Here is a 26,616-nt window from a genome sequence, read left to right as displayed (position 1 = left end):
ATATTCGCTGACGGGGGGCTGCCCGGTCAAGCCGCCGCCAGGGTCGAGTCAGCCGCCAATGCCCCGCCCCCGGTACAATCGGCGAACCATTTTCCCGGGAGGGTGTTGTGGATTTCAGCTTTACCGAAGAGCAGTTGATGCTGCAGGACGTTGCGCGCCGGATCGCGCAGGAGAAGATCGCCCCGAGCGCGGAGCACCATGACCGTACCGGTGAGTTCCCGCTGGACAACATCCGCCTGCTGGGCGAGAACGGCCTGATGGGCATCGAAGTGCCGACCGAATACGGTGGCGCGGGCATGGACCCGATCGCGTACGTGCTGGCGATGGTGGAGGTCGCCGCCGGTGATGCTGCGCATTCGACCATCATGTCGGTCAACAATTCGCTGTTCTGCAATGGCATCCTGACCCATGGCAGCGAAGCGCAGAAGCAGAAGTACGTGCGCGCCATCGCCGAAGGCGAGGCCATCGGTGCATTCGCGCTGACCGAGCCACAGTCGGGCTCGGACGCCACTGCCATGCGTTGCCGCGCGGTCAAGCAGGCCGACGGCAGCTATGTCATCAATGGCAAGAAGAGCTGGATCACTTCCGGCCCGGTGGCCAAGTACATCGTGCTGTTCGCGATGAGCGAGCCGGACAAGGGCGCACGTGGCATCACCGCGTTCATGATCGACACCGACAAGGCCGGTTTCGGCCGCGGCAAGACCGAACCGAAGCTGGGCATCCGTGCCTCGGCCACCTGCGAGATCGAGTTCAACGATTACGTGGCGCAGCCCGAAGACGTGCTGGGGCAGGAAGGGGAGGGCTTCAAGATCGCCATGGGCGTGCTTGACGCCGGCCGCATCGGCATTGCCTCGCAGGCGATCGGCATCGCGCGCGCCGCCTATGAAGCGACCCTGGAGTATGTGAAGGACCGCAAGGCCTTCGGTGCGGCCATCGGTACCTTCCAGATGACCCAGGCGAAAATTGCCGACATGAAGTGCAAGCTGGATGCGGCGCTGCTGCTGACCCTGCGTGCGGCATGGGTGAAGGGCGAGGGCAAGCGCTTCAGCAACGAGGCCGCCATCGCCAAGCTGACTGCTTCGGAAGCGGCAATGTGGATCACCCACCAGGCCGTACAGATCCATGGTGGCATGGGCTACTCCAAGGAAATGCCGCTGGAGCGCTACTTCCGTGATGCCAAGATCACCGAGATCTACGAAGGCACTTCGGAAATCCAGCGCCTGGTGATTGCCCGCAACGAAACCGGGCTGCGTTGATTTTCCCGTGCCGCGCCGCTGCAATGGCGGCGCGGCAGTAGATCCACGCCATGCGTGGATGGCGTTGTGCCCAGATGGCATGCCCCTCTGGCTTTCCAGGATGCATGCTGCTGCAATGCGGATCGTTTTTTCTGGAGATACCGCATGATCTACCGCGGCTGGGGCTTCATGACGCTGGTGACGCCGATTGCAGGCATCCTGTTGCTGGCTTACTTCTTCCCGCACGACGGCGCCAAGGGCAACATCCCGCTGCAGCAGGTGCTGCTGGGTGGTGGCATCGGTGCGGCAGTGAACGTGCTGCTGGGGCTGTGGCTCAACCGTGCGCCGCGGCTGAAGGGGGAGGCCGCGCCCCATCATTTCTTCTTCGTGCCCATGCAATGGGTCGCATTGGTGATCGTTGCAGTGTGCGTGATGATCTCGCTGCTGCGCTGACACGTCGCCTTGGAGAGCGCCAACCAAGGTTGGCGGCTACCTGGCATGCCGCTGCTTTTGAATCCATGCCAACCTTGGTTGGCATGGATTCAAAAGCAGCAAAGAAAAAGGCCCCGGATCGCTCCGGGGCCTTTCTCGTTTCAATTTACCGCCGGATCAACGATCCGGGCGGTGGGCGCTTTCCGCATCACGCTGGCGGCCGAGGAATTCCTTCGACGGTTCATCCAGCTTGTCGCCCAGCATGCGGCGCACGACCACGAAGAACACCGGGATCATCAGCAGGCCGAGCAGGGTGGCGAACAGCATGCCGCCGATCACGCCGGTACCGATGGCGTGGCGCGAGTTGGCGCCGGCACCGGTGGAGATCGCCATCGGGATGACGCCCATGATGAACGCGAAGGACGTCATCAGGATCGGGCGGAATCGCAGGCGCGCCGCTTCGATGGTGGCATCGCGCAGGGTCTTGCCCGCCGCACGCTGCTCCACCGCGAACTCCACGATCAGGATCGCGTTCTTCGCGGCCAGGCCGATCACCGTGATCAGGCCGATCTTGAAGAACAGATCGTTCGGCAGGCCACGCATCATCGACAGGGCGAGTGCGCCCAGAACGCCAAGCGGTACCACCAGCAGCACCGCCACCGGGATCGACCAGCTTTCATACAGCGCGGCCAGGCACAGGAACACCACCACGATGGACAGTACCAGCAGCAGCGTCGCGGCGTTGCCTGCCAGGATTTCCTGGTAGGACAGGCCGGACCAGTCGTAGCCGAAGCCCGCCGGCAGGTCGTCGTTGACGATGCCTTCCATGGTCTGCATCGCTTCACCCGAGCTGGTGCCCGGTGCCTGCGAGCCGACGATGTTGATCGCCGAGTAGCCGTTGTAGCGGCTCAGCGACGGCGGTGCCGAGACCCATTCGGACTTGACCACCGTGCTCAACGGAATCATCGCGTTGGTGCCATCGGCATTGGTGGTCAGGCTGGACGGGCTGTAGAAGCTCTTCAGCGATTCCTGGCCAGTGCGGTACGGACCATCAGCCTGCATGGTCACGCGCTTGATGCGGCCTTCGTAGAAGAAGTCGTTGACGTACACCGGGGCCAGCATCAGCTGGATGGTGCTGTACACGTCCGACACCGACATGCCCATCGACTGCGCCTGCACGCGGTCCACGTGCAGCTGCAGCTGCGGGGCGTTTTCCAGGCCGTTCGGGCGCACGCCCACCAGGTGGTCCGGCTTCTGCGCGGCCTGGCCGAGCAGGATGTTGCGGGCCTGGGTCAGCTGCTCGTAACCGGCACCGCTGCGGTCCTGCAGCCACATGTCGAAGCCACCGAACTGGCCAAGGCCCTGCACGGTCGGCAGGTTGACCACGAAGATCTGCGCTTCCTTGATGCCGTAGAACGCGCCGTTCATGTTCTGGATGAATTCCGGAGCAGTGAACTTGCGCTCTTCCCACGGCTTCAGGCGGATGAAGCCCATGCCCACGTTCTCGCCGGAGCCGACGAAGCTGAAGCCGGCCACCTGCAGCATGCCTTCATAGCCATCCTGCTTTTCCAGGATGCCGCGCATCTGTGCGAACGCTTCGTTGGTCTGGCTCTTGGTCGAGCCCGGCGGCAACTGCACGATCGCCAGTGCATAGCCCTGGTCTTCCTCAGGCAGGAAGCTGCCCGGCATGCGGGTGAACAGGAAACCGCACAGCGCGGTCAGCACCACGAACAGGATCATCCAGCGTGGTGCATGGCGCACCGCGGAGGTGATGTGGCCCACATAGGTGTGGCTGATCTTGTCGTAGTACTTGTTGAAGGTGCGGTAGACGATGTTCGGGTTGTCGTTGTGCGTCGGCTTGAGGAACGTCGCGCACAGCGCCGGGGTGAAACCCAGCGCCAGGAACGCCGAGAACGCCATCGAGATGGCGATGGTCAGGGCGAACTGCTTGTAGATCTCACCGGCCGCACCGCCCTGCAGGGCCGAGGGGATGAACACCGCCGCCAGCACGACGGTGATGGCCACCACCGCACCGGTGATCTGGGTCATCGCCTTCTGCGTGGCCGGCTTCGGCGCCAGGCCTTCCTCGGTCATGATGCGTTCGACGTTCTCGATCACCACGATCGCGTCATCGACCACGATGCCGATCGCCAGCACCATCGCAAACAGGGTCAGCTGGTTGATCGTGAAGCCGATCATCCACATGCCCAGGAACGTACCCAGCAGGGCCACCGGGATGACCAGGGTCGGGATCAGGGTGGCGCGGAAGTTCTGCAGGAAGATCAGCATCACCAGGAACACCAGCAACACCGCTTCGAACAGGGTCTTGACCACTTCCTGGATCGAGATCTTGACGAAGGTGGTGCTGTCGTACGGCGAGAACCAGGTGACGCCGGCCGGGAAGCTGGGCTGCAGCTCGTCCATCTTGCCGCGCACCGCCTCGGCCACGTTCAGGGCGTTGGCGCCCGGCAGCAGCTGGATGGCGAAGGCACCGGTGGGCTTGCCGTTGTACTGGGTATCAAAGCCGTAGTTGTTGGCACCGAAGGCGACGCGGGCGATGTCCTTCAGCAGCACGCGCGAGCCATCGGCATTGGCGCGCAGGATGATGTTCTCGAACTCCTGCGGCGAGCTGAAGCGGCCTTCGGCCGACACCGTGGCGGTGAAGTGCTGGCCTTCCGGCGACGGGTCGGAGCCCAGCGCACCGGCGGCGAACTGCACGTTCTGCGCGCGTACTGCCGCCAGCACCTGGCTGGCCGACAGGCCATAGCCCTGCATCTTTTCCGGGTTGAGCCAGATGTTCATGGCGTACTCGGAACCGAACTGCTGGGTGCTGCCGACGCCGGGGATGCGCGAGACCTGGTCGAGCACGCGCGAACCGACGATGTCGTTCAGTGCGTCACGGTTGATCGTCGGCGTATCGGACTGCAGCGCCACCACCATCAGGAAGCCGGCGTTGGCCTTGGCCACCACCACACCCTGCTGGGTGACTTCCGAAGGCAGTCGCGGCGTGGCCAGCGAGACCTTGTTCTGCACCTGCACCTGGGCGATGTCCGGATCGGTACCGGTCTCGAAGGTCAGGGTGATCGACGCGCGGCCGTTGGAGGCCGATGAGGAGCTGAAGTACAGCAGGTGATCGATGCCGGTCAGCTGCTGCTCGATCACCTGGGTGACCGATTTCTCCGTGGTATCCGCACTTGCACCCGGATAGGTGGCCGAGACGGTCACCTGCGGCGGGGCGATGTTGGGGTAGGACTCCACGCCGAGGTTGAGGATCGCGATCACGCCGCTGAGCGAGATCAGGATCGCCACCACCCAGGCGAAGACTGGATGTTCGATGAAAAATTTAGGCATGACGGAAGGTCCCGTTACTGCTTGTTCGATTCGGTGGCGGCCGGCTCGGCCTTGTCGGCCTGGTCAGCCTTGGCCGGTGCCTTGGCGTCGGCCGGAGCTGCGGCAGGCGCGCCCGGAGCAGCGCCGCCGGCGGCAGGCTTGCCGTTGGCGTCCTGGCCCGGGGTCCACGGCTTGGCCGTGGCCGGCGTGCCTTCCTTGACCTTCTGCACGCCGGCGACGACCACCTTGTCACCCGCGGCCAGGCCCTCGCTGACCAGCCAGTTGCCGTTCTGCGCGCCGTCGGTCTTGACGTTCTTGCGGACGACCTTGCCGTCGGCACCCACCACCATCACATAGCCGCCGTTGGTGTCACGCAGCAGGGCCTGCTGCGGCACCAGGTAGGCATTGTTGCGCTCGCCCAGGTTGGCCTGGAAGCTGACGAAGGCGCCCGGCAGCAGGATCTTCTGCGGGTTCGGCAGCACCGCGCGCAGCGACACCGCGCCGGTGGCCGGGTCGACCGTGGTCGAGGAGAAGTCCAGCGTGCCCGGCTCGCTGTAGGTGCTGCCGTCGGCCAGTTTGACGTTGACCGTGGCCTTGCCGTCGCCGGACAGGGCCAGGGTGCCCTTGGCCTGCTGCGCACGCAGCTGGGTCAGTTCATCCACGCTCAGCGAGAAGTTCACATACAGCGGGTCGAGCTGGTCCACGGTGGTCAGCAGGGTCACATCGCCCTGGCCGACCAGCGCGCCTTCGGTGACCTGCTGCTTGTTGGCCACGCCACTGATCGGGGCGGTGACTTCGGTGTAGCCCAGGCTGATGCGCGAGGACGTGACGGTGGCTTCGGCCTGCTTGACCGCGGCCAGCGCGGTGCGCTCGGCCGACTCGGCATTGTCCAGGTCCGCCTTGGACACGAACTTCTGCGGCGCCAGCGAACGGGCGCGGTCAGCGGCGACCTTGGCGTTGGCGTAGGTCGCGCGGGCCGAAGCCAGCTGGGCCTCGGAGGCGTTGAGCGAGGCGCGCAGGGGCGCCGGGTCGATCAGGAACAGGGTCTGGCCCTGCTTGACCTCGCTGCCTTCCTGATAGACGCGCTTGAGCAGCACGCCGGGCACGCGGGCGCGCACATCGGCGCTGCGGAACGGCGACAGGCGACCGACCAGCTCGCGCTGCAGCGGCAGGGTCTGCGGCTTGGCGTCGATCACGCCCACCTCCGGCGGTGGGGGCGTCGGCTGTTCCGGCTTCTTGCAGGCAGCTACGGCGACAGCAACGGCGCACGTCAAGGCAAGGGTGCGGAGTGGGGCGGTCATCAGGAGGAACTCCGGGGTTGGTTTGAAGACGGGGCCGGCGAGGGCTGCGGCGCGAACGCGCGCAGGAAGCCATCGACGGAGAACTCTGCCCAGCGCCGACGCAATGCAGCGTCATCACGATGGGGGGTATGGAAGCGCTGTTTGTCGAAATCCTGACCGGCAATCATGCTCAGCAGCAGTTCGGCCATGAAGTGCGGGTCGTCATGCCGCAGCAGCCCGCGACTGCAAACGGTTTCAATCCATTCAGCAAGATGAAGTGTCAACGCGCCGGCGCCGTGCCGGTACAGCGTACGCGCCTCTTCGGGAAACTGTGCTGCATCGGCGGCGATCAGGCGGCAGGCCTGGCCGACGTGGGGCTGGTTGAAGTGCTCCAGGAAGTCGGTGGCGAACTGCAGCAGGCTGCCACGCAGGTCGTCACCGCGGAGTGCACGCAGCATGGCCCCGGTGGCGTGGCCGACGTGGCGCTGCATCACCCGCCGCAGCAGGGCCTGCTTGTTGCCGTAGCGCGAGTACAGGGTCTGCTTCGAGCAGCCTGCATGCTGGGCGACCGCGTCCATGCTCATCTGCATGCCCTGTCGGGCAAGCAGTTCGCGCACGGCGTCGAACACGCGCTCATCACGCGCGTCGAGGGCGACAGGAAGGTAGGCCGGATTCACGCGGTGGACTATACCGTCCAGTTCAGGATTGTGGAATCGCGCCGATGTTGCCGCATGTGTCTTCCGGTAACACGTTTTGCCGATCCTGTCGGCAACGCTGCGCGACTGCGACGCCCATACCGGTGCGAACTGAATAGGGCGTCTAAACCGCAGCAAACCCGAATCTGGTTATTCCGTCCTGCAGCAAGGCCTTTTCGTGCGGTAGGGCTACAATTTCATTTTCCCAACTGAGCAAGCGCGCCGCTCTGCCATGAAACCGCAAAAAACCGCAGCCAAGACCGTGAAAAACAAAAGCAAACCAGTTGAGTCGGAGGTCGCAGTGACCGCTGGTTTCTCCCTGGAGCCGGTGTACACGGCCTTGCGCAAGCGTTACCCCGCGGCCGCCCAGGCCGAGGCAGTGGCATTCGCAGCCGATTTCTACAAGCGCATGGAGGCCGACGAGTTCCCCCATCACAGCGCTGAGGAGTGGGCCGCGCTCGCAGCCGAAACGCTGGAGTTCGCCCGTGCCCGCAAGGCCGGCAAGGCCAATGTCCGCGTGTTCAATCCGACGGCGAAGGCCAACGGTTGGGAATCGCCGCACACCGTGCTGCAGATCATCAACGACGACATGCCGTTCCTGGTCGACACCGTGACCATGTCGCTGGCCGAGCATGGCGTGGGCGTGCATGTGCTGGGCCACCCGGTGCTGCATTTCACCCGTGACAAGGCCGGCAAGCTGACCAAGGTCGGCGAGGGCCAGCTGGAATCGGTGATGCTGCTGGAGATCGACCGCCAGCCGGCCGAAGCCATGGCAGACATCGAGCAGGCCATCAACAAGGCGCTGGATGAAGTGCGCGCCATCGTGCGCGACTGGCAGCCGATGCAGGACAAGGCGCTGGCGCTGGCCGACGACCTTGGCAGCCGCCAGCTGCCGGTCGACGCTGCCTCGCGCAAGGAAGCACAGGAATTCCTGCGCTGGGCCGCCGACAACCACTTCACCTTCTTCGGCTACCGCGAGTACCGCGTCGAGAAGCAGGGCAAGGAAGACGTGCTGGCGCCGCTGAACGACACCGGCCTGGGCCTGATGCGCGGCAAGGACAAGTCCGCTGCACGTCCGGTCAAGACCCTGGCCGCGCAGGGCCTGAACACCACGTCCGGGCTGAAGGACGCGCTGATCCTGACCAAGACCAATGCCCGTTCGCGCGTGCATCGTGCCGGTTACATGGATTACATCGGCGTGCTGGAATTCGACGCCAAGGGCAAGATCATCGGCGAACAGCGCTTCCTCGGCCTGTTCACCTCCAGCGCCTACAACCGCCGCCCGTGGGAAATCCCGCTGGTGCGCCAGCGCTACGAACACGTGATGAAGCAGTCCGGCCTGGCCGGCTCCAGCCATAGCGGCAAGGCCCTGCGCCACATCCTGGAAACCCTGCCGCGCGAAGAACTGTTCCAGTCCAGCGAGGACGAACTGTTCCGCACCGCGATGGGCGTGCTGGGTCTGCAGGAGCGCGTGCGCAGCCGCCTGTTCCTGCGCCGCGACAAGTACAGCCGTTTCATTTCCGCGCTGGTCTACCTGCCGCGCGAGCGTTTCAACACCGACGTGCGCCTGCGCATCGAAGCGATGCTCAAGGAAGCGCTGCACGGCGAGTACGTGGACAGCTCGGTGGTGCTGGGTGAATCGCCGCTGGCCCAGGTGCACCTGATCGTGCGTCCGAAGCCGGGCGAAATGCTCGATGTCGACACCGCCGAACTGGAACAGAAGCTGGCCCAGGTGCTGCGCAACTGGCAGGACGACCTGCGCGAAGCGCTGGTCACCCGCCATGGCGAAGCCGAAGGCCTGCGCATCGCTGCGCGTATCGGCAAGGCGCTGCCGGCCGGTTACATCGAAGACAACAGCACCGCCGTTGCCGCCAACGATGTCAGCCAGCTGGATGCGCTGACCGGCCCGGATGACCTGCGCCTGAGCCTGCAGGCCGTGCCGCGCGAATCCGGCGATGGCCTGCGCCTGAAGCTGTATCGCCAGCTGGATGACATCCCGCTGTCGGACGCGCTGCCGATGATGGAAAACATGGGCCTGCGCGTGATCGCCGAGCGTCCGTACCGCCTGTCGGTGGACAACGCGCCGGTGTACGTGCAGGACTTCGAGGTCGAGTCGACCGCTGGTGCGATCGATGCGGCCAGCGTCGATGAAGCCTTCGGTGAGACCTTTGCCCGCGTCTGGCACGGCGATGCCGAGAACGATGGCTTCAACCGCCTGGTGCTGGCTGCCGGCCTGCACTGGCGCCAGGTCGCCATGCTGCGTGGCTACTGCAAGTACCTGCTGCAGACCGGCGTGCCGTTCTCGCAGGCTTACGTCGAAGGCACCTTCACCCGCTACCCGTTGCTGGCACGCCTGCTGGTGGAACTGTTCGAAGCCCGCTTCGATCCGGCCACCGGCCATGAAAGCAAGGAAGACATCGCCGCCGGCCAAGCGCAGCTGAAAGCCCACCTCGAGGTGCTGGCTGCCGGCGACGAGGCCACCCTGAAAGTGCTCAAGACCGTGGTCGACGCCCGCAAGGGTGACCGCGATGCGCAGATGCAGGCCGCGCGCGAAGCGCTGCTTAAGCTGATGGACCGCGTGTCGAGCCTGGACGAGGACCGTATCCTGCGTTCCTTCATGGGCGTGATCGATGCGACCCTGCGCACCAGCTACTACCAGACCGATGCCAATGGCCAGCACGGCCATGTCATCAGCTTCAAGTTCGATTCGGCCTTGGTGCCGGACCTGCCCAAGCCGCGCCCGTACCGCGAAATCTTCGTGTATGGCCCGCGCGTGGAAGGTACCCACCTGCGCTTCGGTGCCGTCGCCCGTGGCGGCCTGCGCTGGTCGGATCGCCGCGAAGACTTCCGTACCGAAGTGCTGGGCCTGGTCAAGGCGCAGATGGTCAAGAACACCGTCATCGTGCCGGTCGGCGCGAAGGGCGGCTTCTTCGCCAAGATGCCGCCGGTGAACGGCGATCGCGATGCGATCTTCGCCAACGGCGTGGCCTGCTACAAGCTGTTCATCCAGGGCCTGCTGGACATCACCGACAACATCGTCAACAACAAGATCGTGCCGCCGGTGGATGTCGTGCGCCATGACATGGACGATCCGTACCTGGTGGTGGCCGCCGACAAGGGCACCGCGACCTTCTCCGACATCGCCAACGGCCTGGCCATCGCGCACGGCTTCTGGATGGGCGATGCGTTCGCCTCCGGCGGTTCGGTCGGTTACGACCACAAGGGCATGGGCATCACCGCGCGCGGCGCATGGGAGTCGGTCAAGCGCCACTTCCGTGCACTGGGCCGTGACAGCCAGACCCAGGACTTCACCGCGGTTGGCGTCGGCGACATGTCCGGCGACGTGTTCGGCAACGGCATGCTGCTGTCGCGCCACATCCGCCTGGTCGCTGCGTTCGACCACCGCCACATCTTCCTGGACCCGAACCCGGATGCAGCGACCACGTTCGTCGAACGTGAGCGTCTGTTCACCGTGCCGCGTTCGAGCTGGGCGGACTACGATGCCAAGCTGATCAGCAAGGGCGGCGGCGTGTATCCGCGCAGCCTGAAGTCGATCGAGATCACCCCGCAGGTGCGTGAAGCGCTGGGCCTGGACGAGAACGTCAAGGCGCTGTCGCCGAACGATCTGATGAGCGCGATCCTGAAGGCACCGGTCGACCTGCTGTGGAACGGCGGCATCGGTACCTACGTCAAGGCCGCCAGCGAGCAGCACAGCGATGTCGGCGACCGCGCCAACAACGCCCTGCGCGTGAATGGTGGCGAGCTGCGCTGCAAGGTGGTGGGCGAGGGCGGCAACCTGGGCATGACCCAGCTGGGCCGCATCGAAGCTGCCCAGGCCGGCGTGCTGCTCAACACCGACTTCATCGACAACTCGGCCGGTGTGGATACCTCCGACCACGAAGTCAACATCAAGATCCTGCTCAACGATGTGGTGCGGGCCAAGAAGCTGACCGTCGAGCAGCGCAACAAGCTGCTGGCGTCGATGACCGACGAAGTCGCCGCGCTGGTGCTCAACGACAACTACCGCCAGAACCAGGCCCTGAGCCTGATGGAGCGGATGGCGGTCAAGCGCCTGGGTTCCAAGCAGCACTTCATCCGTACCCTGGAACAGCAGGGCCTGCTGGATCGCCAGATCGAGTTCCTGCCGTCCGACGCCGAGCTGTCCCAGCGCAAGGCACGCGGCCAGGGCCTGACCCGTCCGGAACTGTCGGTGCTGCTGTCCTATTCCAAGCTGGTGGCGTTCGCGCAGCTGCTGGATTCGGACATCCCGGAAGATCCGTACCTGTCCAAGGAACTGCAGCGCTACTTCCCGACCCCGCTGCAGAAGAAGTACGCCGACGCGATGGAGCGTCACCGCCTGAAGCGCGAAATCATCGCCACGGCCGTGACCAACCAGACCATCAACCGCATGGGCGCCACCTTCCTGATGCGCATGCAGGAAGACACCGGCCGCTCCATTGCCGAGGTCGCCAAGGCCTACACCATCAGCCGCGAAACGCTGGACGCACGCGCGCTGTGGGCGCAGATCGATGCCCTCGACGGCACGCTGCCGGAGTCGGTGCAGATCGACGCGCTGGAAGTGATCTGGAAGCTGCAGCGTTCGTTCGTACGCTGGCTGCTGTCGCGCCCGGGCCCGATGCCGGGCATCACCGAGGCGGTCAACCGCTACCAGGGTCCGTTCAACGACATCCGTGTTGCTTCGGGTGTGCTGCCGGATTCGCAGCGTCCGACCTACGAAGCCCTGGTGGCCGAGTGGAAGGAAAAGGGCCTGCCGTCGGCGCTGGCACAGCAGCTGGCCGAACTGCACTTCCTGGAACCGGCGTTCGACATCATCGAACTGGCCCGTACCCGCGAGCTGAAGCCGGTGGATGTCTCCAAGATCCACTTCCGCCTGGGCGACGCCCTGCAGCTGCCGTGGCTGTTCGAGCAGATCGACGCGCTGGAGGTCAACGGCCGCTGGCACGCGGTGGCACGTGGCGTGCTGCGCGACGAACTGGCCGCACACCACCGCAGCCTGGCCGGCCAGGTGCTGGCCACCAAGGGCAGCACCGCTGAAGCCAAGGTGGCCGCGTGGATCGGTCGAGACGACAGCAGCCTGCGCTTCACCCTGGCGATGCTGGCCGAACTGGCCGAGCAGAAGACCCTGGACTACCCGACCGTTTCGGTCGCGGTGCAGCGCCTGGGTCAGCTCGCTGCCCACGGCGCGTAAGTGATGTAGTGCCAGGCCACGCCTGGCATGCGTGAACCGGAACGGCCCCGCGAAAGCGGGGCCGTTTTTTCTTGCGGACGACCGCCGGGCATGGCCCGGCGCTACCGATGTACGGCGGAGCAGGTAGCGCCGGGCCATGCCCGGCGAGCGCAGCGGCGCTCGGTTATGCTCTCCACCGAGCCTTCCCCCGGATCCACCGATGAGCGACACCCCCCGCATCGCTTTCCTGGCCAGTACCACCGAACCTGCACAGATGGCCCGTGCGGCGATGGTCTCGCGCTATGGCGAGCACGCCCCGGACCAGGCCGACGTGCTGTGCCCGCTCGGCGGCGATGGCTTCATGCTGCAGACCCTGCATCGTCACGGACACCTGGGCAGGCCGGTATTCGGGATGAAGCTGGGCACGGTGGGTTTCCTGATGAACCAGTACCGCGGCGACGACGACGTGCATGCGCGTATCGCCCGTGCCGAGCCGGCCCACCTGCGCCCGCTGGAAATGATGGCGCTGACCGAATCGGGTACCACCACCGGGTCGCTGGCCTACAACGACGTCTCGCTGCTGCGCCAGACCCGGCAGGCGGCGCATATCGGCATCGACCTCAATGGCCAGGAGCGGGTGGGTGAACTGATCGGTGATGGCGTGCTGGTGGCCACCCCGGCCGGAAGCACCGCCTACAACTATTCCGCACATGGGCCGGTACTGCCGTTGGGCTCGCACACCATCGCCCTGACCCCGCTGGCCCCGTATCGCCCGCGGCGCTGGCGCGGCGCCATCCTCAAGGCCGACACCGAAGTGCGCTTCCGCGTGCTCGATCCCTACAAGCGTCCTGTGAGCGTCACTGCTGATTCGCACGAGACCCGCGATGTGGTCGAAGTGACGATCCGTGAGTCGCGCGAGCACCGGGTGACCCTGCTGTTCGACCCGGAGCACAACCTCGAAGACCGGATCCTGAGCGAACAGTTCGTTTTTTGACGACAATAGGCGGCCGGCACTGCCGACCGCTTGAAGGACCCCACCGATGGGCGACAACTCCCCCCGTTTGCTGACCGTCGCGGTGACCTCGCGTGCGCTGTTCGACCTGGAAGAAAGCCATGCGCTGTTCGAAAGCGATGGCGTGGCCGCCTATGCCGAGTACCAGCGCCAGCACGAGGACGACATCCTCGGGCCGGGCGTGGCCTTCCCGGTGGTGCGCAAGCTGCTGGCGCTGAACCAGGGCGCCAGTCCCGAGAACCCGCGCGTGGAAGTGATCCTGCTGTCACGCAACTCGGCCGATACCGGCCTGCGCATCTTCAATTCCATCCAGCACTACGGGCTGGGCATCATCCGCGCGACCTTCACCGCCGGAGAGCCGACCTGGCCGTACGTGAAGCCGTTCGGCACCGACCTGTTCCTGTCGGCCAATCCGGAATCGGTGCGCAGCGCGCTTCGCCATGGCATCGCCGCGGCGACCATCTTGCCCAAGCCGCCGGGTGAGACCGCTGCCGCTGCCGCCGACCAGATCGACATCACCCGCCCGGCCGGGCAGCTGCGCATCGCCTTCGATGGTGATGCGGTGATCTTCGGGGACGAGAGCGAGCGCATTTCGCGCGAGCAGGGCGTGGAAGCCTTTGGCCGGCACGAACGCGAGCGTGCACGCGAGCCACTCAGTGGCGGTCCGTTCCGCGGCTTCCTCTCTGCGCTGCACACGCTGCAGGAAGTGTTCCCGGCCGGCGACAGCGCGCCTATCCGTACGGCGCTGGTGACCGCACGTTCTGCACCGGCGCATGAGCGGGTGATCCGCACCCTGCGCGAATGGGGCGTGCGCCTGGACGAGGCGCTGTTCCTGGGCGGTCGACACAAAGGCCCGTTCCTGCAGGCATTCGGTGCCGACATCTTCTTTGACGATTCGCAGCACAACATCGACAGTGCGCGTGAACACGTAGCCGCCGGCCACGTGCCGCATGGTGTCGCCAACGAAGGGTGAGGTGGCAGCGCCGGGCCATGCCCGGCGAGCGCAGCGGCGCCCATGGAAACGCCGGGCATGGCCCGGCGCTACCGGTTACGGGCTGCCTGACATCCCCAGCTGCAGGTCCACCACCTTCCAGCGCAGGCCCTGCGGTTCCAGCACTACCTTCAACGGAGGCTGGCCGGGGCCGCGATCGACGTCGACCACGAAGCGGTCCAGGGCTTCGAAGTGGTGTTCGGCGTTCTTCAGCGGTCGCGCCGGCTCGGTTGCACCCAAGGCCTCGCCGCCCTGCAGTTCGTTGCGGCCGCGCTTCCACAGGACGTGGCCCTGCAACATCGCGCCGATGCCGGTGGGCGTGACCATCGTGTCCACCGCGGCGCCACCCAACTGATCACCCAGCCCGTACAGCAGGGCACCGAAGGGACTGGCAGCCACCTCGGGGCCGGCCTGGCGCACCAGGTAGTCATTGAGCTGGGCGCGCAGGCTGGTACGCACGCGTGGGAAATCCACGTAGCGCTCCAGACGGGCGGTGTCCCGTTGTTCGATGGCCTTGGACAGGCCATGCACGGTCAGGTAGGGGCCGCCGAACCACCAGGCGGCCACCACAGCGATCAGCAGAACGAGGATGCCAATGAGCTTCTTCATGCTGCACAGCCTGCCGCAAGTACGGTTGCCGGTGGTGAACGGCGGGTGATCCCAGCGATGCCACCGGCGCCGGTCAGAACTCCAGATCCAGTGCAGCGCACAGGTAGTCCACGAACGGGCCGAGCGCCGCCAGGTCCTTGCCGAGCGTGGACAGCAGGCGCGGGCCGGTCATCGTGGCGTCGTCCAGCGAACGCCACATCACCCAGTTGCGGTGCTTGAGGTCATCAATGAACTCGAAGTCAGCCGGGAAGCCGCGCGGCGGGCGCACCAGCTTCTCGGTTTCCTCGAAGTCGAAACGCCTGCGCAGCGCCGGTGCGTGCGCAGCCGCCTTCCAGCTGCCCGGGTTGTCGAGGATGAAGTGGCGGACGCGGCGCTGGGTTTCCGGTTCGGGATGCCACAGCCCGGCACCGACGAAGCTCTCGCCCGGCTGCAGGTGCACGTAGAACGAGGGCGCGGCCACTTCGCGGCGACGCTCATGAAACAGGCGCGCGCCCTGCCAGGTCTTGTACGGCGATTTATCGTTGGAGAACCGCGCGTCGCGGTGGATGCGGAACAGCGAGCCGCCCACGCCACGCGTGTCTGCGCGGAAGTGTCCGCTGACCTCGGCCAGCGCCGGCTGCAGGTCGCCCAGCAGGCGCAGGAACGGCTGCCGCACGTGGTCTTCGTACTGCTGGCGATGGTCGTTGAACCAGGTCTTGTCGTTGTGCAGCGCCAGGCTGCGCAGGAACTTGAAACTGGCATCGGAAAAATAGGTGCTCACAGGTCCTCCTGCAGGTGCTGGCCCCAGTCACGCAGCGATTGCAGCAGCGCGGCGCGGCGGGCATCGTCGGGCGCCTCGGCTGCCAGCGCGTCGAGCTGCTGCTGGAACTGGGCCAGGTTGAGTTCGCCCATGCCTTCCTCACCGAACAGGCGCTGGCGGCGATAGGCCTTCCAGCGCTCGCGTTCTTCCGGTGCGAGGCTGTCGGGATGATTGCGGGCGCGATAGCGGAACAGCAGTTCCGGCAGGCGCGGATCGCGGAAGCGGCCTTCCAGTGCGGCCAGCTGCTCGGCGGGCGTGGTCCGTGCCAGTGCCAGCAGCGGCTTGTCGCCGGCGCCGAGGAAGCCGTCGTACAGCGATGCATCCACATCGGAAACGCTCGCCGCGCGCGGCTGGTTGTAGACCTGGCGCGCCTTCTCGGCCAACTGCGGCGCGAACGCGCGCAGGCGTTCGGCCTTGGCTTCGATCGCCGCCACGTCCAGCCCGAGTCGTGCGTGGTCATCAGCGCGCAGGTGGTTCCAGGCCACCAGCGCCGGCACCTTGTTCAGGTGCACTTCCTTCAACGGCACCCGGGCCACGCCTTCGGGCAGTTCGCTGGCGCGCAGGTACAGGCGCTGGGCGATCACTTCGGCGGGCAGTTCCAGCAGGTCATCGATGTCGCCGTCGAGATCGAACACGATCACCCGGTTGTTGATGGTCGGATGTACCGCCAGCGGCAACACCGGTGCCGCGCACAGGCGGCTGGCCGGGTAGCGCATCGAGATATGCAGCACCGGCTTCAATGCAGTGATGTCGAGCAGGCTGCCGACGAAACGCTTGTCGCGCAGCTTCAGCGCGTAGTCCCACAGGCGCGGCTGCGACTGCTTGAACAGGCGCGCCATGCCGATCGTCGCGCGCACGTCCGACAGCGCTTCGTGGGCATCGCCCTCGCGCACGCCGTTGGCCTCGGCCAGATGCTCCAGCTTGAACGAGGTGGCGCCGTCCTCGCGCTTGGGCCAGTGGATGCCGTCCGGGCGGATGGCATGCATCAGCCGCAGCATGTCCAGCAGGTCCCAGCGCGAGTTGCCGTTGCGCCACTCGCGTTCGTACGGGTCGTGGAAGTTGCGGAACAGGCCGTAGCGGATGAACTCGTCGTCGAAGCGCAGGGTGTTGTAGCCCAGTGCACAGGTACCGGGGCGCGAGAGCTGCTCGTTGATGCGATCGAACGCCTCGGCTTCGCTGATGCCTTCGGCCAGCGCCTGCTGCGGAGTGATGCCGGTGACCATCGTCGCCATCGGCGAGGGCAGCAGATCATCGGCCGGGCGAACGAAGAAGCTGACCGGCGTGTCGATCTCATTGAGGTCGCTGTCGGTACGGATTGCCGCGTACTGGGAGATACGGGTACGACGTGGATCCTGGCCGAAGGTTTCCAGGTCGTAGAACAGGAAGCTGTCGGCCATCAGTGCGCGCCCTCCAGCACCGGCAGCTGCGCATGGATCTGCGCTTCCAGTGCGTTCCAGTCGATGTTGTCCAGGGTGTCGTGGCCTGCGGTGGCGGCGATCAGCATCGCGCGCTGGAGGTCGGTGCGGCGCAGTGCCTCGGCATAGGGCGTGTGCAGGAACGTCACCATCGTGTAGTGCGGGACGAAACGCGTGGGCCAGCGCCGCTGCAGTTCCTGTTCCAGCTCACGTTGCAGCAGGAAGGCCGGATCGGCCACCCTGTCACGCATCTCCAGATAGTTTTCCAGCGCCATCTGCTGGATCGCACGCGCGTTCGGCTTGCGCTCGGCCTCGAATGCGGCGAACGCACTCTGCAGATCGTCTGCCTCCATCAGATGTCGGGCCAGCGCCACGCAGTCCTCGAACGCGCAGTTCATGCCCTGGCCGTGGAACGGCACCATCGCATGCGCGGCGTCACCGATCAGCACGGCACGTGCCTGCTGGTGCCAGCGTTGCAGGGTGAGGGTGCCGAGCAGGCCGGGCGGATGCTGCTCCCAGTCTGCACGCAGGTTGGGAATCAGCGGCAGGGTATCGGCGAACTCACGCGCGAACAGCGCTTCGGCCTGGGCGCCGGTGGTGACCGTGGCGAAGCTCGGATCGCCATCGTTGGGCAGGAACAGGGTGACGGTGAAGGTGCCCTCGTGGTTGGGCAGGGCGATGCACATGTAGTGGCCACGCGGCCAGATATGCAGGGCATTGCGCTCGATGCGGAAGCCGCCATCGTCGCTCGGCGGAATCTCCAGTTCCTTGTAGGAATGGTCGAGGAAGGCAATGTCCTCGCCCAGCGGTTCGCGCCGGTTCATCGCCGCACGCAGCGCCGAGCCGGCGCCGTCGGCACCCACCAGCGTATCGAAGCGGATATCGTGCGGGCTGTCGTCACGATCATCGATGAAGCGTGCGTAGCCGGCATCGAAATCGACGGTGTGCAGGCGGCGGTGGAAATGCACGGTGGCGCCGGCCTGCTCGGCCAGTTCCAGCAGCGTGGTATTCAGGTCGCTGCGATGGATCGACCAGATCACTTCGCTGTCGTCGCGACCATAACGCTGCAGCCGCGGCTCGCCCTCGCGCGGATGCACCATGCGCCCACGCATCATCACCGCACGCGCCATCACTTCGTCTTCCACGCCGGCCTGGCGCAACGCGTTGCGCCCGCGCTCGGCCAGGGCCAGGTTGATCGAACGGCCGCTTTCGTAATCGGCGATGCGCGGATCGCCACGGCGTTCGTACAGGGTGATGCGCCAGCCCTGCCGTGACAGCAGGATGGCCAGCAGGGATCCGGCCAGGCCGGCGCCGACAATGCTCAGCGAGCGGGATGCATGTGCGATCAACGAACTGTCCAGCAGTAGGGGAGGGCGGCTTACAGGCCAGCCCAGGCTTCCACTTCCTCGACGAAGTGGTGCACGTCGAGGTAGCGGTTGTAGAGCGGGGTGGGCGAGATGCGGATCACGTCCGGTTCGCGCCAGTCACCCAGCACGCCGATGGCGCGCAGGTGTTCGAACAGGGCGCGTCCACGCTCGCGGCCACCGATCACCCGCAGCGACAGCTGGCAGCCGCGGCGCTCCGGCTCGGCCGGGGTGACGATTTCCAGCACCTGCGGCAGGCGCGCGCGTACCAGTGCGTCGAGCATGCCGGTCAGTGCCAGCGACTTGCTGCGCAGCGATTCCATGCCGGCACGTTCGAACAGGTCCAGCGATGCCCGCAGCGGTGCCAGGCCGAGGATCGGCGGGTTGCTCAGCTGCCAGCCCTCGGCACCGACCGCTGGCGTGAACTGCGGTGCCATCTGGAAGCGGGTGGCTTCGTCGTGGCCCCACCAGCCGGCAAAGCGCGGCAGCGTGGTGTCGCGATGATGGCGCTCGTGCACGAAGGCACCGGCTACTGCGCCGGGACCGCTGTTGAGGTACTTGTAGTGGCACCACACGGCAAAATCCGGGGCGACGTCATGCAGGCGCAGCGGCAGGTTGCCGACCGAGTGCGCCAGGTCGAAGCCGATGCGCGCGCCCTGCAGACGCGCTGCGCGGGTGATCGCATCGAGGTCGAAGGCCTGGCCGCTGCGGTATTGCACGCCGGGCCACAGCACCAGCGCCAGGCGCGGACCGTGCGCGGCGATCGCGCGTTCGATGGCGGCCATCGAGATCGTGCCGTTGGCTTCATCCGGTTGCACTTCCACCAGGCAGTCGGCCGGGTCGAAGCCATGGAAGCGGATCTGTGCTTCCACCGCATGGCGGTCGGTCGGGAACGCGCCGGCTTCCATCAGGATCACCGGGCGTTCGGCCGTGGGCCGGTAGAAGCTGACCATCATCAGGTGCAGGTTCACGCTCAGCGTGTTCATTGCCACCACTTCGCTGGGCAGCGCACCGACCACGCGGGCCAGCTGTGCGCTGACCAGGCGGTGGTATGACAGCCATTGGGTCGGCCCGGTGAAGTGGCCTTCCACCGCCAGTTCGCCCCACTGCTTCATCACTTCCTGCACTGCAGCCTGTGCGCCGCGTGGCTGCAGGCCCAACGAGTTGCCGACGAAGTAGGTCTGCTCACCGCCACCGTGGCGCGGAATCAGGAATTCCTGCCGCAGCGGCCGCAGCGGATCGGCGGCATCAAGGGCAATGGCGTGTGTGCGGCTGAGCAGGTCGGACATGGTCGGGCAACAGGCTGCAACGGGGTTGCCAGTGTAGCGCCTGGGGCATCACCCGGTAGCTGCGCACCCAGCGCCAGCGCCGCATGATCCGATAGTGGCCAACCTTGGTTGGCGCACGTGCGAACAAGTGCCCACCAAGGTGGGCATCTACCGGGGGCGGAGCGCCGTCAGGCCGCCACTGGTCCCGGCAATGGATCCACGTGGCCGCACGCGCTGCAGGTGCGCAGTTCCAGGCTGGCCTGGTAGTGCGCGAACACCTTCGGCAGGTCGGTCTCGATGTTCTGCAGCGTGAAGTACTCTTCGTACAGCTTGTGGTTGCAGCGCTCGCAATGCCAGATCACGCCGTCGCGTTCATGCGGCAGGCGCTTGCGCTCGACCACCAGGCCGATGCCACCGGGCGGGCGCCGCGGTGAGTGCGGCACCTTGCCCGGCAGCAGGAAGATTTCGCCGGCACGGATCGGGATATCGCGCACCGCGCCATCCTCCTGCACCTTCAGCACCATCTCGCCTTCCAGCTGGTAGAACCACTCCGGGCCTTCGTCGTAGTGGAAATCGGTGCGGCTGTTCGGCCCGCCGACCACCATCACGATGAAATCACCGTTGTCGATCATCTTGTTGCCGACCGGCGGCTTCAACAGATGCCGGTTTTCCTCGATCCAGCCCAGCAGGTTGATGGGGGAGGCAAGCATGGGGGTGTCCGTAAGGGAGGGTCAGTCGCGCCGGCCGCGGCGCGGAACGTAGGACAGGGCCTTCTCGTAGGCCGGCTGCAGTTCTTCCGGTGCGCCCACGTCGATGCCCATTTCGCGCACGCGGCCGTCCTTCAGGCTGTACACCCAGCCGTGCACCATCAGCTTCTGGCCGCGGGCCCAGGCGTCCTGCACGATCGTCGAGCGGCAGGCGTTGACCACCTGCTCGATCACGTTCAGTTCGCACAGGCGGGCATGCTTCAGCTCCGGCTCCTCGATCGCATCCATGATCGCGGCGTGCTTCTGCGCCACGTCACCGACATGGCGCAGCCAGTTGTCGGCCAGGCCCACCCGCGTGTTGTTCAGGCTGGCGTGCACGCCGCCGCAGCCGTAATGGCCAACGATCAGGATGTGCTTCACCTTCAGCTGGTCCACGGCGTACTGGATCACGCTGAGGCAGTTCAGGTCGGTATGCACCACCACGTTGGCCACATTGCGATGCACGAACACCTCACCCGGGGCCATGCCGATGATCTGGTTGGCCGGCACGCGCGAATCGGAACAGCCGATCCACAGGTATTCCGGATGCTGCTGCTTGGCCAGCTGATGGAAGAAGTCAGGATCTTCCTTCTCGATCCGGTCAGCCCATTCGCGGTTGTTCTGCAGCAGCTTGTGGATGTCTTTCATGTTCGGGGTCCCTGACGTCGGGTGGGGGCAAGGCGCGGCCGTTCTGGTCGCGTCGTCGCGGGAAACAGAGCGCTCAGCTGCCTGCGGCGGCTTCGTCGCGATACCGGCGCATCCACTGCGCCAGTTCGGTGGAATGGGGATTGTCCAGGCGTTCCAGTTCGGCCATCACCGCTTGCTGGTTGGCCTCGGGGTGGTTCTGGCTCAGCTTCAGCGTCAGCTGCACCTGTTCGACGGTAAAACGGAAGCCGACGATGCCGCGCAGCTGGCGGCGGTGGTCGTCACGCTCGGGTTCGAACCGCCAGTCCTGGCCGACGCTGGCTTCGAAGTGGTCGCCGGTATCGCTGACCAGCTGGGCCAGGGCATCGGTATCGTCGAAGGGCTGCAACTGGCCGCGCAGCTCGGCGGCGGCGTAGTTCCAGGTGGGCACCCGTGCCATCGGTTCCTTGTCCGGATACCAGCTGGCCGATACATAGCCATGCGGCCCCTCCACCAGCACCTTGGCCGCACCGCTGTGGCGTGCCTGCGGGTTGGCACGGGCCCAGTGGCCGCGCAGCTCGATGTGGTCGCCGTCGCGCTGGTACAGCACCGGCAGCCGGGTCAGTTCCGGCAGGCCATCGCCACCGGCGGTCAGCACGGTGACGAATGGATCACGCGCCAGCAGGCGATCCAGCCACAGCAGGTCGGTCTCGGCGAAAGCGCGCGGGGTGAACATCGGTTGGCCTCAGGCGCGGCTGCCAAGCGACTGCACCATGCGCCCGCGCAGGCCTTCGTCGCTGCCTGCCTGCGGTGGCTGCACTTCATGCAGCGAGAAGCCGCGCACCAGCGCATCTTCTTCATCCAGGCCGTCGTACTCGACGAACTCGGCATCGAACAGCTGCGAGCGTGCAGTGTCTTCGCTGTCGTAGCTCAGCGTATTGCCATCGCTGTCCAGCACTTCGGCAGTGCCGGCCTCGCGGATGCGCAGGCGCGCCCAGATCAGGGTGTTGCCGAGGCTGGCCAGCCACCAGCTGTCGCGGACGTGGGAAAGGTCGTTCATGTGTGTCTTACCAGAGCGAGGCCAGCCAGAGCAGGGCAGCCATGCCCAGTCCGGCCAGCAGGGTCAGCAGCGATACCCAGGCGGGCGTCGCCAGCCCGGACAGCGAGCGGTCCGGCTGGGTGCGGTATTCGCGCCGCAGCAGCCAGCCCAGCGCATCGGGCTTGAGGAAGGCGCCACTGCCGAAGCGCTGCGCCAGCGCCGGATGGCGATCGCGCACATGCACCAGGGTCAGCGGCCAGAAAATCACGAAGGCACTGAACCCGGCCACTGCAACGCCGACGAAACACAGGGCGAAGAACAGGGTCATGGGGGCAGTACCTCCGTGGTCGTGCGTGTGGGCTTAGAAGTCCGCGCTGCCCGGGGCGCGCGGGTAGGGGATCGCATCGCGGATGTTGGACAGACCGCAGACGTACACCACCAGGCGCTCGAAGCCCAGGCCGAAGCCAGCGTGCGGTACCGAGCCGTAGCGGCGGAAATCGCGGTACCAGCTGTAGTGCTCGCGATCCAGGCCGAACTGCGCCATGCGTGCATCCAGCACGTCCAGGCGCTCTTCGCGCTGGCTGCCACCGATGATCTCGCCGATGCCCGGGGCCAGCACGTCCATCGCCGCGACGGTCTTGCCGTCATCGTTCAGGCGCATGTAGAAGGCCTTGATGTGCTCGGGGTAGTTGGTCACCACCACCGGGCGACCGACGTGTTCCTCGGTCAGCCAGCGCTCGTGCTCGGTCTGCAGGTCCAGGCCCCATTCGACCGGGAAGTCGAACTTCTTTCCGGACTTCTGCAGCAGGCTGACCGCATCGGTGTAATCGATGCGTTCGAACGGCGCGTTGATGAAGTCTTCCAGCTTGGTGATCGCGTTCTTGTCCACGCGCTCGGCGATGAAGGCCAGGTCGTCGCCGCGCTCGTTGAGCACCGCGCGGAACAGGTACTTCAGGAATTCCTCGGCCAGGCGTGCGTCTTCGGCCAGGTCGGCGAAGGCGATTTCCGGCTCGATCATCCAGAACTCCGCCAGGTGGCGGGTGGTGTGGCTGTTCTCGGCGCGGAAGGTCGGGCCGAAGGTGTACACCTTGCTCAGCGCCAGGCAGTAGGCCTCGACGTTCAGCTGGCCGGACACGGTCAGGAAGGTTTCCTTGCCGAAGAAGTCGCGGCTGAAGTCGATCCCGCCCTGGGCGTCACGCGGCAGGTTCACCATGTCCAGGGTGGACACGCGGAACATCTGGCCGGCGCCTTCGGCGTCGGAGGTGGTGATGATCGGGGTGCTGATCCAGTTGAAGCCGTTCTCGTGGAAGAAGCGGTGCACGGCCTGGGCCAGGCAGTTGCGGATGCGGGTGACCGCGCCGAACAGGTTGGTGCGCGGGCGCAGGTGCGCCACTTCACGCAGGAACTCCGGCGTCATCGGCTTGGGCTGGATCGGGTAGGTGAGCGGGTCTTCGACCCAGCCGACCACCTCGACCGCGCTGGCCTGGATCTCGAACGACTGGCCCTTGCCCTGCGACTTCACCAGCGTGCCGGTGGCCACCAGCGAGCAGCCGGTGGTCAGGCGCTTGATCTCGTCGAAGTTGGCCAGCGCGTCGCCGGCCACGACCTGGATCGGGGCGAAGCAGGAGCCGTCGGTCACATTCACGAAAGCCAGATTTGCTGAACCGCGCACCGTGCGCACCCAACCGCGTACCGTGACTTCGCCACCTTCCGGGATCTTCCCGGCAAGCGCATGCTCAACGCTGACCACCGTCATGACTTGAATCCTCTGCTGATCGACTCGATCTATGAACACGGGAGTTTACCGGTTGCAGCGTTCTGCTTGCGAGGCATTTCTGCGGTCATCGGCTCCCTATAATGTCCCGGTACCTCAGGAGTGATCCACCATGGCTGTCAGCCTGACCCCTATTGCCTTCGAGCGCGTGCAGCGCTTTGTCGCCCAGACCCCCGGCGCGCTGGGCCTGCGTTTTGGCGTGACCAAGACCGGCTGCTCGGGCTGGGGCCACATCACCGACCTGGCCCGCGACGAGCGCGCGGACGACACCGTGTTCGACCAGGACGGGGTGAAAATCTATGTCGACGCCAAGAGCCTGGCCCTGGTGGACGGCACCGTGATCGACTTCGGCAAGCACGGCCTGAGCGAGACCTTCACGTTCAGCAACCCGAATGCCACCGCCGAGTGCGGCTGCGGCGAGAGCTTCACCACCGACGCCGACAAGGCCTGACGGCCGGTTCTGGCGCCTGCCGGACGTGGTCCGGCGCTATCGGAACCTGCTCTGGTAGATGCCGACCTTGGTCGGCAGGGAGGGGATCCACGGATGGAACGACCGCTTTTCATTTATCACCCCAACGCCTACGCCCTCTCCTTCGAAGAGGTCGACGGGATCTGTGACTGCTGCGGTCAGTCGCGGACGCTTCGTTACCGGGGGCCGTTCTACACCCCGCTGCGTCCCGATTACCTGTGCCCCTGGTGTATCGCCGATGGCAGGGCAGCGGCCAGTTACGAGGGTGAATTCACCGGCTGGAGCGATATTGAAGGGGTATCCCCGGATCCAGCCGACCCGCCGCCGACCATCGCCCGCGAGCTGCTGCTGGAGATCTGCGAGCGCACCCCGGGCTACTCGTGCTGGCAGCAATCGGTCTGGCTGAGCCATTGTGAGCGGCCCTGCGCCTTCCTCGGCTTTGCCGGCAGCGAGGACCTCCTGCCCATCCTCGACCAGGTCCGGCCGGACGTGGCCGAGGTCAACCCGCGCGACGCCGACTGGTTGCTGGAACACCTGAGCCGGGACGGGGAGATGGTCGGCTGCCTGTTCCAGTGCCTGCAATGCGGCCAGCACCGCCTGCATGTGGACCTGGGGTAGCCCGGGGCGGTTTCCGCGTTCGCCGAGCATGGCCCGGCGCTACCAGGTTCAGGTCGCTCTGCGGCTCGCCGGTTGCCCGGCAGCCCCATCTGCGCCATAATGCGCGGCTTCCTGCCTCCCTGGCAGGATCCCTTGCCCCACCGCGGTATCAACGGCGGGGGGCTGTCCGGCCGCAAGGCCACATCCGAAAGGTAGAAAAACATGAGTCGTCATTACGAAATCGTGTTCATGGTCCACCCGGACCAGAGCGAGCAGGTCCCGGCCATGATCGAGCGCTACAAGTCGCTGGTCGAGAACGGCAACGGCACCATCCACCGTCTGGAAGACTGGGGCCGCCGCCAGCTGGCGTACCCGATCCAGAACCTGGTGAAGGCGCACTACGTGCTGCTGAACATCGAAGTCGACCAGGCCGTGCTGACCGAACTGACCGAGAGCTTCCGCTTCAACGACGCCGTGCTGCGCAACCTGGTCATCAAGCGTGACGAGGCTGACACCGAGCAGTCGCTGATCATGAAGAGCAAGGACGAGAAGGGCGACAAGCCCGAGCGTGGTGAGCGTCGTCGTCGTGATGACGAAGAAGGCGAAACCACCCCCGCCGCTGACAACGATGCCGGCGACGACGCCGCTTCGGCCGCCTAAGGAGCACTGACATGTCCAAGTTCTTCCGTCGCCGCAAGTTCTGCAAGTTCACGGCCGAAGGTGTCAAGGAGATCGACTACAAGGATCTCAACACCCTGCGCCAGTACCTGACCGAGAACGGCAAGATCGTGCCGAGCCGCGTCACCGGTACCAAGTCGAAGTACCAGCGTCAGCTGGCGACCGCCGTCAAGCGCGCTCGCTTCCTGGCCCTGATTCCGTACACCGACAACCACGACGTCTGATGCCGGCGGGGCAGCTTCGCGCTGCCCCCGCTGTGCCAGCTATTCGGACAGCCTTTGTTGCGGGGCCCGCGCCTCGCTAACGAATAACTTATCTGGAGCAATACCATGCAGCTGATCCTCCTGCAGAAAGTCACCAACCTCGGCAACCTGGGCGACCTGGTCGACGTGAAGCCGGGCTACGGCCGTAACTTCCTCGTGCCGCAGGGCAAGGCCGTTCCGGCCACCGAGAGCAACAAGGCCGAGTTCGAAGCCAAGCGCGCTGATTACGAAGCCAAGGCCCAGTCCATCCACGCTGAAGCCGAAGCCCGCAAGGCCAAGCTGGAAGGCGCGAGCGTGACCGTCGCCGCCAACGCTTCGACCGAAGGCAAGCTGTACGGCTCGGTCGGCGCGCGCGAAATCGCCGATGCCTTCACCGCTGCCGGCCTGGCGCTGAGCAAGAGCGAAGTCATCTTGGGCGAAGGCGCCTTCCGCAACATTGGCGAGTACGAAGTCCTGGTGCACCTGCACGCGGACGTCGAGACCACCGTCAAGGTCGTGGTTGAAGCCGAAAAGGCCTGATCCCACGCCGCAAGGCCTGGTATCACCAGAACGGGCGCCCGCAAGGGTGCCCGTTTTGTTTTGGGGCGGCCTGTCCGGCCGGGTCGGTGCTTGGCGTGCGACGCCCGTGCCGATAGATCCTGGATGAATCCATGAAGATCAATGCGTTGGCCTCATTTTCCGGACCCGGGTCGGTTTACGGGGCGGCCTCCGGCAGAGCCTGGAAGCACGAGCGGGCGTGAGCGCTGAGCCTCCTCCCACGGTCATCCCGCCCGTGGAACATTGGCCCCGCTATACTCATTCCATTGCG

At 65.8% G+C, this 26,616-nt stretch carries 24 protein-coding genes; 10 read left to right on the top strand and 14 right to left on the bottom strand.

Annotated elements, in window-relative coordinates; genetic code table 11:
• The first annotated feature begins 107 nt into the window (after window positions 1-107).
• Both CR918_RS11625 and CR918_RS11620 read left to right on the top strand, forming a co-directional pair.
• Window positions 108-1,256: an acyl-CoA dehydrogenase family protein gene (locus CR918_RS11625; RefSeq protein ID WP_032976311.1), complete on the top strand. Its 1,149-nt coding sequence runs from the start codon at window positions 108-110 to the stop codon at window positions 1,254-1,256.
• Between the two features lie 144 nt (window positions 1,257-1,400).
• Window positions 1,401-1,688, top strand: coding sequence for a hypothetical protein (locus CR918_RS11620; RefSeq protein WP_059064613.1), 288 nt, complete (start codon window positions 1,401-1,403; stop codon window positions 1,686-1,688).
• A 156-nt stretch (window positions 1,689-1,844) separates the two neighbouring features.
• Here CR918_RS11620 and CR918_RS11615 read toward each other — a convergent pair whose 3' ends face one another.
• From CR918_RS11615 to CR918_RS11605, 3 genes are read right to left on the bottom strand one after another with little or no spacing between them, the layout of a single operon-like run.
• Window positions 1,845-5,018 carry a multidrug efflux RND transporter permease subunit gene (locus tag CR918_RS11615; RefSeq protein WP_025876842.1) on the bottom strand — a complete coding sequence of 1,058 codons (3,174 nt, stop codon included), beginning with the start codon at window positions 5,016-5,018 and terminating at the stop codon, window positions 1,845-1,847.
• A 14-nt stretch (window positions 5,019-5,032) separates the two neighbouring features.
• The gene (locus CR918_RS11610) at window positions 5,033-6,298 is read right to left on the bottom strand and encodes an efflux RND transporter periplasmic adaptor subunit (RefSeq protein WP_025876844.1); all 1,266 of its coding nucleotides are present in this window, start codon (window positions 6,296-6,298) and stop codon (window positions 5,033-5,035) included.
• Complete coding sequence (locus CR918_RS11605) at window positions 6,298-6,954, bottom strand: TetR/AcrR family transcriptional regulator (protein WP_099784744.1); 657 nt, start codon at window positions 6,952-6,954, stop codon at window positions 6,298-6,300. Before CR918_RS11605 ends, CR918_RS11610 begins: the two co-directional genes overlap by 1 nt.
• Before the next feature lie 250 nt (window positions 6,955-7,204).
• On the opposite strand from CR918_RS11605, the gene CR918_RS11600 reads away from it, so the two are divergent.
• The 3 genes from CR918_RS11600 to CR918_RS11590 all read left to right on the top strand — a co-directional run bounded on the left by CR918_RS11600 (window position 7,205) and on the right by CR918_RS11590 (window position 14,145).
• Entirely contained in the window at window positions 7,205-12,181 is a 4,977-nt protein-coding gene (locus CR918_RS11600) for an NAD-glutamate dehydrogenase (protein WP_099843018.1), read from the top strand.
• 199 nt (window positions 12,182-12,380) lie between these two features.
• Window positions 12,381-13,154: an NAD kinase gene (locus CR918_RS11595; protein ID WP_099843016.1), complete on the top strand. Its 774-nt coding sequence runs from the start codon at window positions 12,381-12,383 to the stop codon at window positions 13,152-13,154.
• Window positions 13,155-13,200: 46 nt separating this feature from the next.
• Window positions 13,201-14,145 (top strand): 5'-nucleotidase, encoded by a 945-nt coding sequence (locus CR918_RS11590; RefSeq protein WP_033831508.1) that lies wholly within the window; start codon window positions 13,201-13,203, stop codon window positions 14,143-14,145.
• A 75-nt stretch (window positions 14,146-14,220) separates the two neighbouring features.
• On the opposite strand, the gene CR918_RS11585 is transcribed toward CR918_RS11590, so the two are convergent.
• The 11 genes from CR918_RS11585 to asnS form a co-directional block, all read right to left on the bottom strand.
• Window positions 14,221-14,772 (bottom strand): DUF2939 domain-containing protein, encoded by a 552-nt coding sequence (locus CR918_RS11585; RefSeq protein ID WP_099784740.1) that lies wholly within the window; start codon window positions 14,770-14,772, stop codon window positions 14,221-14,223.
• Window positions 14,773-14,845: 73 nt separating this feature from the next.
• Window positions 14,846-15,532, bottom strand: a complete 687-nt coding sequence (locus CR918_RS11580; RefSeq protein WP_025876858.1) for a DUF2461 domain-containing protein — start codon at window positions 15,530-15,532, stop codon at window positions 14,846-14,848.
• Window positions 15,529-16,968, bottom strand: a complete 1,440-nt coding sequence (gene sbcB / locus CR918_RS11575) for an exodeoxyribonuclease I (RefSeq protein ID WP_033831506.1) — start codon at window positions 16,966-16,968, stop codon at window positions 15,529-15,531. The genes CR918_RS11580 and sbcB overlap by 4 nt, the downstream gene beginning before the upstream one ends.
• Entirely contained in the window at window positions 16,968-18,335 is a 1,368-nt protein-coding gene (locus CR918_RS11570; RefSeq protein ID WP_099843014.1) for an FAD-dependent oxidoreductase, read from the bottom strand. Before CR918_RS11570 ends, sbcB begins: the two co-directional genes overlap by 1 nt.
• A 29-nt stretch (window positions 18,336-18,364) precedes the next feature.
• Entirely contained in the window at window positions 18,365-19,639 is a 1,275-nt protein-coding gene (gene kynU / locus CR918_RS11565; protein ID WP_093819065.1) for a kynureninase, read from the bottom strand.
• A 167-nt stretch (window positions 19,640-19,806) separates the two neighbouring features.
• The gene (locus CR918_RS11560; RefSeq protein ID WP_099843012.1) at window positions 19,807-20,328 is read right to left on the bottom strand and encodes a 3-hydroxyanthranilate 3,4-dioxygenase; all 522 of its coding nucleotides are present in this window, start codon (window positions 20,326-20,328) and stop codon (window positions 19,807-19,809) included.
• Between the two features lie 21 nt (window positions 20,329-20,349).
• Window positions 20,350-21,012, bottom strand: coding sequence for a carbonate dehydratase (can, locus tag CR918_RS11555; protein WP_006376530.1), 663 nt, complete (start codon window positions 21,010-21,012; stop codon window positions 20,350-20,352).
• Window positions 21,013-21,085: 73 nt separating this feature from the next.
• Window positions 21,086-21,724 carry an FMN-binding negative transcriptional regulator gene (locus CR918_RS11550; RefSeq protein WP_032976302.1) on the bottom strand — a complete coding sequence of 213 codons (639 nt, stop codon included), beginning with the start codon at window positions 21,722-21,724 and terminating at the stop codon, window positions 21,086-21,088.
• 9 nt (window positions 21,725-21,733) lie between these two features.
• Complete coding sequence (locus CR918_RS11545; protein ID WP_025876872.1) at window positions 21,734-22,048, bottom strand: hypothetical protein; 315 nt, start codon at window positions 22,046-22,048, stop codon at window positions 21,734-21,736.
• Window positions 22,049-22,055: 7 nt separating this feature from the next.
• Window positions 22,056-22,355, bottom strand: a complete 300-nt coding sequence (locus CR918_RS11540) for a hypothetical protein (protein ID WP_006376524.1) — start codon at window positions 22,353-22,355, stop codon at window positions 22,056-22,058.
• 33 nt (window positions 22,356-22,388) lie between these two features.
• Window positions 22,389-23,783 carry an asparagine--tRNA ligase gene (gene asnS, locus CR918_RS11535; protein WP_012511556.1) on the bottom strand — a complete coding sequence of 465 codons (1,395 nt, stop codon included), beginning with the start codon at window positions 23,781-23,783 and terminating at the stop codon, window positions 22,389-22,391.
• 130 nt (window positions 23,784-23,913) lie between these two features.
• Here asnS and CR918_RS11530 point away from each other — a divergent pair, with 130 nt between their 5' ends.
• The 5 genes from CR918_RS11530 (at window position 23,914) to rplI (ending at window position 26,327) form a co-directional block, all read left to right on the top strand.
• On the top strand, window positions 23,914-24,252 hold the full coding sequence (locus CR918_RS11530; RefSeq protein WP_033831500.1) for a HesB/IscA family protein: 339 nt from the start codon (window positions 23,914-23,916) through the stop codon (window positions 24,250-24,252).
• 93 nt (window positions 24,253-24,345) lie between these two features.
• Entirely contained in the window at window positions 24,346-24,888 is a 543-nt protein-coding gene (locus CR918_RS11525; protein ID WP_099843010.1) for a CbrC family protein, read from the top strand.
• 201 nt (window positions 24,889-25,089) lie between these two features.
• Window positions 25,090-25,527, top strand: coding sequence for a 30S ribosomal protein S6 (gene rpsF / locus CR918_RS11520; RefSeq protein ID WP_025876882.1), 438 nt, complete (start codon window positions 25,090-25,092; stop codon window positions 25,525-25,527).
• Window positions 25,528-25,538: 11 nt separating this feature from the next.
• Window positions 25,539-25,769, top strand: a complete 231-nt coding sequence (gene rpsR / locus CR918_RS11515; RefSeq protein ID WP_002804494.1) for a 30S ribosomal protein S18 — start codon at window positions 25,539-25,541, stop codon at window positions 25,767-25,769.
• Between the two features lie 105 nt (window positions 25,770-25,874).
• Entirely contained in the window at window positions 25,875-26,327 is a 453-nt protein-coding gene (gene rplI / locus CR918_RS11510) for a 50S ribosomal protein L9 (RefSeq protein ID WP_025876905.1), read from the top strand.
• Window positions 26,328-26,616 lie beyond the last annotated feature (289 nt).

The sequence above is a fragment of the Stenotrophomonas indicatrix genome (assembly GCF_002750975.1).
GTDB lineage: Bacteria > Pseudomonadota > Gammaproteobacteria > Xanthomonadales > Xanthomonadaceae > Stenotrophomonas > Stenotrophomonas indicatrix.
The sequence above is the reverse complement of the archived record's forward strand: the minus strand, read 5'-3'. Positions and strand labels throughout refer to the sequence as shown.

Coding starts and splice junctions, on each gene's coding strand:
- CR918_RS11620 (WP_059064613.1), top strand. CDS start 1,401: ATGATCTACCGCGGCTGGGGCTTCATGACGCTGGTGACGCCGATTGCA.
- CR918_RS11615 (WP_025876842.1), bottom strand. CDS start 5,018: ATGCCTAAATTTTTCATCGAACATCCAGTCTTCGCCTGGGTGGTGGCG.
- CR918_RS11610 (WP_025876844.1), bottom strand. CDS start 6,298: ATGACCGCCCCACTCCGCACCCTTGCCTTGACGTGCGCCGTTGCTGTC.
- CR918_RS11600 (WP_099843018.1), top strand. CDS start 7,205: ATGAAACCGCAAAAAACCGCAGCCAAGACCGTGAAAAACAAAAGCAAA.
- CR918_RS11595 (WP_099843016.1), top strand. CDS start 12,381: ATGAGCGACACCCCCCGCATCGCTTTCCTGGCCAGTACCACCGAACCT.
- CR918_RS11590 (WP_033831508.1), top strand. CDS start 13,201: ATGGGCGACAACTCCCCCCGTTTGCTGACCGTCGCGGTGACCTCGCGT.
- CR918_RS11585 (WP_099784740.1), bottom strand. CDS start 14,772: ATGAAGAAGCTCATTGGCATCCTCGTTCTGCTGATCGCTGTGGTGGCC.
- sbcB (WP_033831506.1), bottom strand. CDS start 16,968: ATGGCCGACAGCTTCCTGTTCTACGACCTGGAAACCTTCGGCCAGGAT.
- kynU (WP_093819065.1), bottom strand. CDS start 19,639: ATGTCCGACCTGCTCAGCCGCACACACGCCATTGCCCTTGATGCCGCC.
- CR918_RS11560 (WP_099843012.1), bottom strand. CDS start 20,328: ATGCTTGCCTCCCCCATCAACCTGCTGGGCTGGATCGAGGAAAACCGG.
- can (WP_006376530.1), bottom strand. CDS start 21,012: ATGAAAGACATCCACAAGCTGCTGCAGAACAACCGCGAATGGGCTGAC.
- CR918_RS11550 (WP_032976302.1), bottom strand. CDS start 21,724: ATGTTCACCCCGCGCGCTTTCGCCGAGACCGACCTGCTGTGGCTGGAT.
- CR918_RS11545 (WP_025876872.1), bottom strand. CDS start 22,048: ATGAACGACCTTTCCCACGTCCGCGACAGCTGGTGGCTGGCCAGCCTC.
- CR918_RS11540 (WP_006376524.1), bottom strand. CDS start 22,355: ATGACCCTGTTCTTCGCCCTGTGTTTCGTCGGCGTTGCAGTGGCCGGG.
- asnS (WP_012511556.1), bottom strand. CDS start 23,783: ATGACGGTGGTCAGCGTTGAGCATGCGCTTGCCGGGAAGATCCCGGAA.
- CR918_RS11530 (WP_033831500.1), top strand. CDS start 23,914: ATGGCTGTCAGCCTGACCCCTATTGCCTTCGAGCGCGTGCAGCGCTTT.
- CR918_RS11525 (WP_099843010.1), top strand. CDS start 24,346: ATGGAACGACCGCTTTTCATTTATCACCCCAACGCCTACGCCCTCTCC.
- rpsF (WP_025876882.1), top strand. CDS start 25,090: ATGAGTCGTCATTACGAAATCGTGTTCATGGTCCACCCGGACCAGAGC.
- rpsR (WP_002804494.1), top strand. CDS start 25,539: ATGTCCAAGTTCTTCCGTCGCCGCAAGTTCTGCAAGTTCACGGCCGAA.
- rplI (WP_025876905.1), top strand. CDS start 25,875: ATGCAGCTGATCCTCCTGCAGAAAGTCACCAACCTCGGCAACCTGGGC.